This window comes from Spirochaetota bacterium, assembly GCA_038043445.1.
Lineage (GTDB): Bacteria > Spirochaetota > Brachyspiria > Brachyspirales > JACRPF01 > JBBTBY01.
In genome coordinates this window covers 1-12,497 of record JBBTBY010000108.1, presented here as the reverse complement: position 1 = coordinate 12,497, position 12,497 = coordinate 1, and the positions used below count along the sequence as shown (strand labels likewise).

7 protein-coding genes are annotated in these 12,497 nt (G+C 54.6%); 6 read left to right on the top strand and 1 reads right to left on the bottom strand.

Annotated features, from left to right (window positions below):
• From AABZ39_15340 to AABZ39_15325, 4 genes are all read left to right on the top strand, one after another.
• Nucleotides 1-1,157, top strand: a 1,157-nt coding sequence (locus AABZ39_15340; GenBank protein MEK6796153.1) for a substrate-binding domain-containing protein, incomplete at its 5' end; no start/stop codon positions are given.
• Nucleotides 1,158-1,235: 78 nt separating this feature from the next.
• Entirely contained in the window at nucleotides 1,236-5,108 is a 3,873-nt protein-coding gene (locus AABZ39_15335) for a sugar-binding protein (GenBank protein MEK6796152.1), read from the top strand.
• 51 nt (nucleotides 5,109-5,159) lie between these two features.
• The gene (locus AABZ39_15330) at nucleotides 5,160-6,530 is read left to right on the top strand and encodes an alpha-L-fucosidase (GenBank protein ID MEK6796151.1); all 1,371 of its coding nucleotides are present in this window, start codon (nucleotides 5,160-5,162) and stop codon (nucleotides 6,528-6,530) included.
• Nucleotides 6,531-6,677: 147 nt separating this feature from the next.
• Entirely contained in the window at nucleotides 6,678-8,396 is a 1,719-nt protein-coding gene (locus AABZ39_15325; protein ID MEK6796150.1) for a dienelactone hydrolase family protein, read from the top strand.
• Between the two features lie 16 nt (nucleotides 8,397-8,412).
• On the opposite strand, the gene AABZ39_15320 is transcribed toward AABZ39_15325, so the two are convergent.
• Nucleotides 8,413-9,246, bottom strand: coding sequence for an AraC family transcriptional regulator (locus AABZ39_15320; GenBank protein ID MEK6796149.1), 834 nt, complete (start codon nucleotides 9,244-9,246; stop codon nucleotides 8,413-8,415).
• 142 nt (nucleotides 9,247-9,388) lie between these two features.
• On the opposite strand from AABZ39_15320, the gene AABZ39_15315 reads away from it, so the two are divergent.
• Both AABZ39_15315 and AABZ39_15310 read left to right on the top strand, forming a co-directional pair.
• Complete coding sequence (locus AABZ39_15315) at nucleotides 9,389-11,689, top strand: acetylxylan esterase (GenBank protein ID MEK6796148.1); 2,301 nt, start codon at nucleotides 9,389-9,391, stop codon at nucleotides 11,687-11,689.
• Between the two features lie 11 nt (nucleotides 11,690-11,700).
• Nucleotides 11,701-12,497: hypothetical protein (locus tag AABZ39_15310; GenBank protein ID MEK6796147.1), on the top strand; the 797-nt coding region annotated here is incomplete at its 3' end.

The following is a 12,497-nucleotide window of genomic DNA, read 5'->3' as shown; positions in this document are numbered from 1 at the left end:
ATGAAGCAAGACGCTCGAACGCGGCATCGCTTATATTCTACGACCGTGCCGATGCCTTGCCGAACTTCATCGATTCAGGCGAATACCGGGACTATACCGCGGTCATCGGGAGCATTCCCTCGAATGACACGGAAAGCACGGCCGCATGGCACAGGCTCGAAACACTCGTCCCCTGTGTGACGATGATGTCGGAGCCGCATGTACAAAGTGCGGAAAGGAATTATGTCGGCTGTGACGAAAAGACAGGCATAGCCCTTCTTGTCGATCACCTTATCGAAGAAGGGGCAGAGCGCATTGCGTTCTGTTCGTACGGCTGCGACAGCTACACGCATCGCCGTTGCCAGGGTTTCGTTCGCGCGCTCGGGCACCATCACCGGGAGATAGATCAGCGGTTGGTCAACGCCTTCGATGTGCACAGGGGGGCGATACTGTCATCACATCGAGCCCGAACTGAAGCGGGAACGGATCGCACCGCGTACCGCCGTGAGATATACCGATCACTCTTGAAGGAAAAGCCCGACGCATGCGTATGCGACAGCGATCAGCTTGCCGTGGAATTGAACGAGGAAGCGCAGGCGAGAGGCCTTTCCGTGCCCGGGGATATCATGATCGCGGGTTTCAATAACAGTCCGGTAGCGCTCGGGAAGAAGCCCTTCATTACGAGCGTCGATCAGAACCTCGGCCGCATCGCACGGACGGCACTCCGGCTCGTATTCGATATCGTGAACGGGCGTGCACCGCGTTACGGGAATGAGATCCTCATTACACCGCGCGTCATCATACGCAATTCCACGCTCCGCCGTTCCGTGCTCGTGAATACGCGCAGCGACAAAGCCCTCATGCGGGCGATGAATGAACTTATCGCGAAACATTTTTCCGATCGCGCCGCCGCAAGCGTTATGGCGTCGCGGCTCGGGCTTACTCCCCCGTATTTCCTCAAACGGTATAAGGCGCTGTTCGGAACGCCGTTCACCCGCGCGGTGAACGATATGCGCCTTGCAAAAGCGGCGGTGTCGCTCAAGACGACGAACAAATCGATAACGCATATTTTCATGGAGAACGGCTATACGAACCATGTGCATTTCAACAAGTTGTTCAAGCGGGCATTCGGCAGAACGGCAAAGGAATACCGGAGAACATATAAAAAGAAAAGGTAGAATAGTTATGTTTTTGTCGAGTTATGTTCTGCGCGCCGGAAATGACGTACATTATCGGGGAACGTTGAGGAGTAAGCAATGAAAGCATGTATTTCCGTCATCGCAATGATATGCGCCTCTGCGCTTTTCGGCGCGACCGCCGCCCCGAAAGTTGAATTCGACGCGAGCGGAACGATACGCTTTGCGGACAAAGCGCTGTCGATAACGAAGGGGCATCTGTACTATACCGTCGCGGGCAAGGAACTTATCAATATGTACCCTATCTGGTCTGGGCCGGGGCAGGGGTACGGAGAAGCCGGATACGGGGATAATATCACGGTACATGCCTATGATGCTGCGGCGAAGGAGTTCGTCGTGAAGGCGACGCTCCCGAAAGCAACTGACGCGCAGTATGAGATACGAATGAAGATACTTGACGATGGTCTCGTGCACTATGCGATAAAGTTCACCGCAGTGGGCGACCTCAAGTCAAAAGGTCTGCAGGTGCGCTTCCCTGCGTTCACGCTCGACGGCACTACGATACGCGATGAGAGCGAGGACATCATCATCGAGAAATTTGAGGGCGAGCGCAAGAGCTTCATGCTCCCCAAGGGGATGAGCCCGGAGTTCTTCGCGGAGAACCCTGACCGTGCTATACGGTTCTTCCTTCTCAAACATGACGCCGGTCAGACGAAATACGGCATGAGCGATGCGCGCCACGATAAGGGGATGCCGCGCATGGAATACCGCCCGCAGTTCAGCAAGGAACATGAGATAGAACTTACGCTCGATATACGGAAGATAAGCGCAGAACGCGCGAATTCGCTGTCGACGGAAACCGTGAGCGAATACGACTCCATCGGCATCGGCAAATTCAACCGCATGGAACTCCCTAATTTCGGCGCATCCGCGAACCGTATCCAGAACCCGAGCGCGGAAGAGGGGCTGCACGGATGGGATACCGTCGGCGGGTCGCGCATCACCAATCTTGATCATCTGCGCGAATGGCTTATCGTCGACGACAGTACTGCGTTCCACGGGAAGAAGAGCTTCCGGTTCCAGATGCGGCCCTCCTACAGCGAGAAATACAATACAACGATGAGCCTTATCGCGCCGTACTCGATGCAGCTCAAGGTGGGAAAGACCTATACCTTCAGTTTCTACGCAAAGAGCGATCAGGATGGGCTTTCGATCGGATGCGTCGCCTGGGGGGCGAAGTCCTGGGGTAAATGGCTCGGTGATAAGAACTTCAAGCTCACGAAAGAATGGAAGCGCTACTCCTCATCGTTCAATGCAACGGAAAGTCTCACGACGGTGATGTTCGGCGTACCCTGGTGGTATAACAGCACGTATCAGGGGGTAAAAGAGACCACGCATTTCTGGGCGGATGCCTTCCAATTCGAAGAAGCCGCTGCCCCGACGTCGTTCACTATGAAGCCCCTCTCGGTGACCGCAGACAAGATGAAAAGCTATTTTGCGCTCAAGGATGACAAACAGCTCTCGTATGAGCTTGTGAACAATACGGACAGCGAAAGAACGGTCGATTGCGTTATGAGCGTACGCGACTTTTTCAAGAATGAGATCGCGGCAAAAGTATTCTCCGGCGTGACCGTGCCGGCGAACGGACGAACGGCGCTTGCCCTCAATGCAGCGAAGGAAATGGGATATATCGGCTACTACACGGTTCGACTTGCCATCGAGGACAAGCAGAATAAGTACCGTGATCACGACTTCTATACCGTACCGGTCATCGATGCATTCTCGAAAGCGGAACTGACATCCATGAAGAATCGTCTATTATTCACCTTCGGCAACGGCCCCGGCGGCGACCGCGAACGCAATGCACGCATACTCCGTGAGATCGGCGTTGGAGGGATACAGCCATCGATGTATCCGGTCGACGAGGGAACGTATAAGAGCGTCGATAATGAAGGGATACTGCAGTCCACGGGACTTTTCGGGAACGATCCGCGGAATATGTATATCGCCGATCCGGATGAGAAAGCCGTCGTTGAGCCGATGTGGAGCCTCAAGAGCTTTGAGAGCCCGGAATATACCGCGTACACGAATTTCCTGAAGAACGTGTATCTCCCCAAGTACAAACATTTCAAGTATATCAAATACTACAACGAGCCGCACACGACAATGGCCGACGAACCGAACATCTTCAGCCCGAAGATGATGGCGAAATTCTACAGCGATGTTTACCCTATCATTAAAAGCGTAATACCTGATGCAAAGGTGATATCCTCTGATCCTGCGAATATCGGCGACGGTGCGCGCAAATGGCAAGAGGCGGTGCTCAATGCCGGCGGACTGAAATACATCGATATACTCGCCGGGCATCCGTATCGCGAGAAGCCGGAACGCCCCGACCTTGAGACCGACTACGAGGAACTCATTGCAGTGGCCGACCGAACCGGTTTCAAGGGAGATATCTGGTGCACGGAAGCGGGCAATCATCCGATGCTGAAGCTCCCGGGGTTCGGCACGGCTGAGGCGCGTTTCGCCCCGGTCACATCCGATGCTCCCGGGGTGCGGCCGCTCATTGCGTACAACATACGCTACGTCATTATGACAATGAAATATGCAAGCCGCATCAAGATGTTCCTCAACTGGACGGTCGGGCTCACGATGAATTTCCTCACCGGCACACCGAGCCCGGTTGCGGCGGAATACAATGCTGCGGCACGCGCGCTCGGGAACGCATCCTTCGTGCGCGACTTCAAGTACGGCGACGGCGTAAAGACCTATCTCTTCGATAACGGCGCAGGCAAAGGCGTTGCCGCGATATGGGATTTCGATGACAAGCTTGAGAACGGCGAGCGCAAGGCGAACCGTTTCCGCCTCTACGCGAAAAGCGGTGCTGCTGCTGCCGATCTCTTCGGACGGCCGATGAAGAACGCCACACGCGACGGGGACTATCTCTATTTCGACCTTGACTATGTTCCCTCGCTCATGACCGCCCCCGATGTAAAGACACTCGCTGATGCACTCGAGAAGTCGGGCGTGCAGTATGAAGCGACCGAGCAGATCGCATCGAGTGTCGGGCTCGATTCCTATACCGCGCTTACGCTCAATTTCAAGAATCGCGGCACATCGGCTTTTTCCGGTACGGCGAAGATACGCCTCGGCGGCAATGCCCGCGATCTCCCGCTTTCCGTAAAACCGCTGTCCGGCGCATCGGTACGCATACCGGTCGATGATGTCGTGGACACAACGACCGCGCGCTATAGCGTTACCATGCCGCTCACCATACTTGACGGCCAGGGAAAAGTGCTGAAGGAGATACCCGAGCGGCGATACCATTCGCTTTTCTGCAATAGAAAACGCTCCGAAATAGCCATCGACGGCGACATCTCGGACTGGAAGGATTATCGATTCGGTGTCGTCGGCAAGGATGATTTCGATGTCATCGAATACACGAAAGGCGGGCACACATCGTTCGACGATCTCGGGGCACGGTTCTTCTCGGCATGGGATGAGGACGCGCTCTATCTTGCCGTCGAAGTGCGCGATGATGTGCATCATCAGCCCAACACGCTCGGCGGCACCTGGGCGGGCGACAGCGTGCAGCTCTTCATCGATGCGTTCCGCGACGGGCAGGAAACGTCGCTCAACATGCAGGACGATTACGCCTACGCGATAGCGAAGACATCGGCAGGCGATCAGGTGTACCGCGCCATAAGCGCCGATCGGCAGCTTTCCTGGCTCGATATCCAGAACAATGTGCTTGAACCCAACGTCGAAATAAAGATCGGACGCGATGAGATGAAGAAGCGCACCGTGTATGAAATGCGCTTTCCCGCAAAGTACATCGCCCCGGTAGCGCTCAAGAAAGGCAATGCCGTCGGTCTCGGCATCATGGTCAATGACGCCGACGGCGGACCGCGCAAGTCAGCCATCACCACGTGCGACGGCAAGGAAGGATGGCTGAAGCCGTATTACCTCTCGTTCTTTTATTTTGAATAAGCGACAGCCCTCTCTCTAGTGCACAGCCGCGAATATCGACAGGAGACAGCAATGGCGAAGGGAAAGATCGATGACGTACATAATGAAGAAGTTGCAGCACAGCATGCACAGATAGGCGCGACCGCAGCGATGACAGATGCTGCGTTCAAGCGCAATGATCATCCCGATGCGCAATGGTTCGCGGAAGCGGGGATGGGACTTTTTCTCCATTTCGGGATATCAAGCGTTCGCGGCGAAGGCGATCTGTCGTGGTCGATGATGAAGCGCAGTACAACGGCGGCGGAAACGAACGCGAAATACGGGATCTATGCGGTGCAGACGAATGTTTCTCCGGCGCATTACTGGGAACAGGCGAACGGTTTCACCGCCGACCGTTTTGATCCGCGTAAGATACTCACCGCTGCTAAGAACGCCGGATGCAGCTATGCCGTGCTTACGACGCGGCATCATGACGGCTTCGCTTTATGGCCGAGCAGATTCGGCGAACTGAACATCGGCAGATATCAGCAGGGACGGGATATCGTACGCGAGTATGTCGACGGCTGCCGGGCCGCGGGAATAAAAGTAGGATTTTATTATTCTCCGCCGGATTGGTATTTCAATCGCGAGCGGATGTCGTTCAATTACGGCGGCCGCGCCCCCGATCTCGATGTGCATCACCGTCCGGGCACGTTGCCGGTGCTTTCCGATGAGGAAAGTGCAGCGTACGATGAGCGGAATGCAGTCTATCTGCGCGGACAGGTCGAGGAACTTCTCACGAATTACGGTACTATCGATGTGCTTTGGTTCGACGGAAGTGCCGCCTGTGTGATGGACCGCATCGGCATTGCATGGATACGCTCGCTGCAGCCGGGCATCGTCATCAACCCGCGGCAGCACGGTGTCGGCGATTTCGATACGTCCGAATGCCGCTTTCCCGACACGCGATTTCCCGGCTGGTGGGAATACTGTCATGTATTCTCTGACGGCGCGTGGGGGTATCTGAATCACAACTCGTATAAGCCCGCGGGATGGGCACTTGCCGAACTTGCCAAAGCACGATCATGGGGCGGAAACTTTCTTCCCAACGCGGCGCCTGACAGTCACGGAGAAATGCCGCCGGAATATTATCGGCGTATGGAACAGATAGCGAAGTGGATGGAATACGGTGCTCCGTCGGTCTTCGGCGTAAAGCCCGGTCCCTGGCCGGAACGATCGGATGTACCCGTGACGATATGCGGGAATATCTGGTATCTTCATATCGACATGATCAACGATGGCGCGGCGACCGTTAGCGGCGTAACGAAACCCGTCTCCGTGAAACTCCTGCGTACCGGAGGATCGCTTGCGTTCACTTTTGATGACGGAAAGCTTTCGGTAGTCATCCCGGGCGATCAGCGGACTACACTCGATGATGTTGTTGCTGTGCAGTTCTGGACATAGGAGAATGATCACGCAAACGCGGATGGGTGCAGCGTAGTGATACAAGGATGAAACATGAGAAGCAGCGATCAAGAAAATATTCTGAAAATGCTGATACGTATTGCACTGCTTTGCCCGCTATCATTGTCGATATGGGCCGGATCAGCGGTGCCGGCGAATCGTGATACTGAAGGATGGCATCTCAATAAAGCCGACATAATAACGGACAGCGGGGAGCGCTTTGTACGGCTGGATCTTAAGATCGACCGCGGGTATTCCGGTTTGATCACGACGGTCTCGGCAGATCCGGGTGACTATGAGTTGAGCATTGAATATCGATCAACCGATATTCAGTCATCGCGGGACAAAGGCTCATGGGTGTATATGGCATTCAAGGATGCACAGGGCAAAAATGTCGGCGAACAATTTCAGACATTCGAACAATCGCCCTCGTGGAAAAGCAGTTCCATCCAGGTGAAAGCCCCGGCAGGAACAATGAAGCTTTTCATAAGTATTCGACAGCAGAATCTCATCGGGACGATGGACATACGATCGGTCGAGATACGATCGGCCGGCGATAAAAAACGGATTGCGGTGCTCAGCGTCGAGGCTATGAACGCATTAGCGTGGCTTCTGGATGCGGGAAATAAGATGAGTCCTGACGGCGAGGCTTCGCCTGCCGGAGGGAATATTTTCCTTCCCTATCTGAAAGGTAAGGCGCCGAAGATCGTGCGGGATATCAGCATGGAGAACATAAGCGGTGTTGTCGTGCAGAAATTTGTTTTCCGGTCTCTCTTGGTCGGCGGTGATACGCAGGATGTGTACGCTATCATCGCGCGGCCTTCCGGCGAGGGGAATTATCCCGGACTACTGTGGCTCCATGGCGGGTATGGATGTGCCGATCCCATTGCGGCGATACGGTATGCGAAGGCGGGATATATCACGATCGCCCCCGATCTTCCGGGGATCGGCGACCCGAAACTATGTACGAACTCGGTAGGACCATGGACGAACCGTTTTGCGAAACTCGGCTGGACGACAAAGCCAGACCCTGCCGCGAATGAAACATTTGACGCTGTGGTAGCGGCCCTTGAGGCGTTCGATCTGCTTTCAGCACAACCAGGGGTCATCAAAGAGCGTATCGGTATAAGCGGCATTTCGATGGGCGGCTATACAACGACAATGATTTCCGGTCTTCTCGGCAAAAGGGTCAAAGCAGCGTACTCGAAATTCGGCTGCGGATTCTACGATCGGGGAAGTACATGGATGGCAGGGTTGAATGATACACCGGATGAACAGCGCAAGGCATGGCTTGATAATTTCGATGCCGGCCGCCGGGCACCGGATATCCAAGTTCCGTATTTCATCGCCGCGGCAGTGAGGGACCACTTCTTCTGGCCGCCTGCGGTCAATGCAACGGTGTCAGTAATTCCGGGGGCCAATCTTGCCTATGCCCCGGTGCGCACGCATCAGTTGGCGGGAATACCTGATGGGGACAATCTCGATCTATTGTATCTTGCCTATCATCTGAAAGGCGAGGGTAAGCCGTTCCCGAAAGTAACAATAGATGGTTGCGAGACACAGGCGGATGGCGGAAAGCTGGTGACGTTTTCCGTAGAGGCCCCCCTGCCGATACAGACAGCTACCCTGTTCGTTACCGCCGGCGGAAAGGAATGGGAGCAGATCCCCTGGGAGCCGATCGCTGCAAAGACCATGCGTGAGAACCGATTTCAGGCTGTCATCACACCCGATAAAATAACCAGGCAGGGCGCATGGTTCGTGAACGTATCCGATGCGCGGCCGGCGACCGCCGGGAGCTTTGTATACAGCATGGAAGCGACCGGTACCGGAGCAACGCTCTTGCCGGTGGGTGTCACGCAGAAATAAAAAGTGACGAAACCGATTATTTCACCCGCAGCGACGCAGGTGATCTGCCGAAGCGCAGTTTGAACACGGTCGAGAAATAATGCTCGTTCTTAAAACCGGTGCGCTTCGCAATAGCCCGAAGACTTTCGTCGGTGGATGTCAGGAGCACCGCAGCCGTCTCAACGCGGCGCATAATCAGGTAGTCAATAGGGGTTACGCCTGTCTCCCGCTTGAAGCGGCGAATGACATGCGCGATCGATTTGCCGCTCGCGGCGCTCACATCGGCAAGTGTCAGAGGCGCATGAAAATGCGTATCGATGAAATTTTTCACCCGGAGCACATCGCGTGAATGCTGCCGGTCGTACTGCACGGCAAGCGCGCAGTGTGTGATCACGTTCATAGCGGCCGCGGCGGCCATAGCAAGAAGCGTGTTCTTGCTGCTGTCGGGTGCTTCTTCAAATCGTTCAGCGATCGACAGTGCACGCTTGAAGACCGGGGCAAGCACTTTGCATCCCGGGATATGCATCGTTTTATTAAGACCGTGCATGCCGAGCAGCTGTTCTATCTCCATTCGTTCATAATAGAGGTAGTATTTTTTTGTTCTCTCGGGCACCGGTGAAGACACCTCATAGCTGCCGTGCCGCGGGAGAATGTACACGTCGCCGGGGCGTATGGTGAACGAAAGGCCGTTTATCGTGACCGAGAGCTTACCTGAGACGCAGTATTCAATGGATGTGCACCAGGCAGAGGATGACTCGCGCCGTACGGTCCGCACGTGATGCCGCGTGACCCCGACAGCGAGCGGAACGGCAGGAAGATGGATGCGTTCGTGCTGTCGGATGAAGTGGACGTCCTCAAATACGTTCGGCATACGCTGAATTCTAGCCTGTCGGGGGAAAATGTCAAATCGGTCAATATCTTATACCGATTTGAGCAGATATTATATTGATTAATTTGATGCATCGCAGTATGCTGTTGGAACGAAATTCAAATGATCCGAAGGAGGTTTGCGAATGACCGTTGGAAATCACGGGGTGATCGTTTTGGCGCTGTCATTCGCATCGATACTGTACCCGCAGGGCCGTGTTCTATTTACATGCAATTTTGAGGCCGGTCTCGGTGAATGTAGAACGCAGGGGGATGTATCGGTGGTAGAATCTTCCGGCGGGAAATATGCGCAGTGCACCCTTACGGAAAATAAAGGAGTATCCCGTATTACGCTCCCGGCGATAGCGCTCACCGACAGCACTGAAGTTGAAGTGCGGGTGAAATACCGTACGGCGTGCAATGGGGCCCAGCATTTCGGCCCGTGGATATATATCGCGGTGACCGACGGAACAAAAGCCATTAACGAACCGTTCATCCTTTGTTCGAAGACTGACGAGTGGAAAGACGGCGTCGTTCGTTTTTCGTGTCCGGATAATGCCCGGGTGTTGAACGTGCAATTACGCCTGCAGGGAGCTCAAGGTCGGGTTGATTGGGATGATATTACCGTCCTTTCGATCGGGGCCGGGAGAGCAGCTGCGATAAAGAACGATGGCGCTTCCTTCGCTGCTGTCGATCCGCGATCTATCTGGGAAAAACCGTTGTTGCGTGAAGTGCCGGCAGTATTCCCCGTTGAAGGGATGGATGTTCCCGGTTTGCGCTCGCTCTTTTTTGAAGGTGTACCGTATCGCGGTAAACCGACACGGGTGTTCGCGTGGTACGGCGTTCCCAAGATCGGCGGTCCGAAATTTCCGGCGATGGTACTGGTCACTGGCGGCGGCGGCACGGCGTACGCCAAATGGGTACGTATATGGAATGATCGGGGGTATGCAGCCATTGCGATGGATACCTACGGCGGAATACCGTTCACGAACAAGGATGGGAGTCAGCCGCATTCGTGGGCCGGCCCTGTCGGCGCATTGGATACGTTTGAGCAGATCGATGAACCTATCGAGGATCAATGGCCGTATCATGGCGTTGCAGCGGTGTTGCGCGCCCATTCGCTTATCCGTTCATTTCCTGAGATAGATACGAACCGCATCGGCATCACCGGTATTTCATGGGGCGGCTACCTTACGAGCATGGCGTCGGGTATCGACGGACGCTTTGCGTGCGCGGCCCCGGTATACGGCTGCGGATACTTTTTACTGGACAGCGGCGGCATGTTCGATAAGCTTAAAAGCATGGGTGAACGCGGGAAAAAATGGACGGCGCTGTGGGACGCTTCAACGGTGCTCAAGAACGCACGTCTGCCGATGCTCTGGCTTACCGGGTCAACCGACCGCTGGTTCCCGATTCCTTCATGGCAGCATTCGTATCGCACCGCACCGGGAACGCGCAGCATCGCGATGCGGGCAGCGTGGCCGCATAATCAGGAAGTGGGTGCGAATGCGCCGGAGATCGGACGGTTCATGGATTCCATTCTTACCGGCACCGATGCGATGCCGCGCATCATCGAACAAAAAATAGAGAAGGATGTTCTCACGGTTACATATGAATCCCCGCGGCCGATCGTGGAGGCGGAACTTAATTACACATCAGATTCCGGTACGTCCGAGAAGCGGGCGTGGAATACGGTATATATCCCGTTCGACGCTGAAGGAAAAAAAGTCACTGTTCCAGTTCCCCCGTCGGCAACGTTCTATTTCTGCAACATCGCCGATCGCGACGGGGTCATTGCAAGCAGTGAATGTATGGAGCATACCGCCACCGCTGCGGCCGCCGCAATGAACGGAACTGTCATCCTGAATGAAGATTTTGAGAACCGCGGGGTGGGCATTACGCCCAAGGGTGTATCGCAGGATCGCGCAAAAGGCGCAACCATTGAGATCACCGATGAAGTGTCGGCATCCGGCACGAGATCACTGCGGTTTACCGACGCCCCCGGCCTCGCATACGCATATCATCCCGTGCGCGAGTTCTATCTCGGCAGCAGCACGATGACAAAAGGTCTGGTAACGCTTGCGTTCAATTTCCGCAACAGCAAGGCAAAGCCGGGGCATATGGTGATTGAAATGCGCGATATGCGAAAGTCGCCGCATCAGCGCGGACCGCGTCTCGAGTTCACTGCGAACGGGAAATTGTCGGTCGGCGGAAAAGAAACAGCGCTTCCCTTCGATTCCTGGACGCGCATTGAGATGACAATGATATTGGACGGCAGCGGCGGAAGAACGCATACGCTCAAGATCACCGGAGAAAACGTCGTCAGCGAAATGAGCGCTATTCCCTGCAGCCCGGAGTTCGGCGCTATCTCCTGGCTTGCGTTCATGATGCCGAGTGAAACGAACGGCGTGATATATCTCGATGACATTCTATTCTCTTGTCAATAATGGAGTTGTGTATGCATGAACAGAATCTGAAGTTCACGTTTATTGCCGCTTTGGCCGCACTCTGCATCCCTCTTATGGCGCAGGACCGCGTGCTTTTTTCACAGGATTTTGAATCCGGTTTTGCTGAATGTACCGCACAGGGGGACACGAAGATCATCGAAGCCCCGCTCGGCGGAAAATATGTGCAGTGTTCCCTGGCGGAAAGTAAAGGTGTATCACGCATCTCCATTCCGGCTATTCCGCTTGCAGATGCTGCAGCGGTCGAGGTAAAGATCAAATACCGTGCAAGTCGAAACGGCGGACAGCATTTCGGGCCGTGGGTATATATTGCGGTAAGCGACGGAACAAAAACCATCAGCGAGCAGTTCATTCTCTGTTCCGCCACAACAACATGGAGAGAGGGCGTCGTGCGCTTTCTTTGTCCGCCGGGGGCGAAAACGCTGAACGTGAATCCGCGATTACAGGCTACCGAAGGTCGTGTCGACTGGGATGATATCGTTGTTTCGGCGGTCGATGCCGAGTCGCTGCAAAAACCGAAAGAAACAAAGTCGACGGAGGATAGATCACTTGCGATACTGACAACGTTCAAGCTGGAAAAAACTCCTGACGGATATGTCCTCACTGATGGGAAAACCGTACTGAAGAACGAGAATCAGAAGCCGGGATTGCCGCTGCAGTTCACGCTGCCGGATGAGTGGTGCGAGAATACTACATTTATCTATGATGTACAGACAGAATTTAAAACATACTGGAATACGAGGAACGCATCAATATTTCAGACAATTTTTGCCATAAATCAGAATATCAT

Bases quoted from the DNA above. Each gene is read 5' to 3' on its own strand.
- AABZ39_15315 (MEK6796148.1), top strand. From the start codon at position 9,389: ATGACCGTTGGAAATCACGGGGTGATCGTTTTGGCGCTGTCATTCGCA.
- AABZ39_15330 (MEK6796151.1), top strand. From the start codon at position 5,160: ATGGCGAAGGGAAAGATCGATGACGTACATAATGAAGAAGTTGCAGCA.
- AABZ39_15335 (MEK6796152.1), top strand. From the start codon at position 1,236: ATGAAAGCATGTATTTCCGTCATCGCAATGATATGCGCCTCTGCGCTT.
- AABZ39_15320 (MEK6796149.1), bottom strand. From the start codon at position 9,246: ATGCCGAACGTATTTGAGGACGTCCACTTCATCCGACAGCACGAACGC.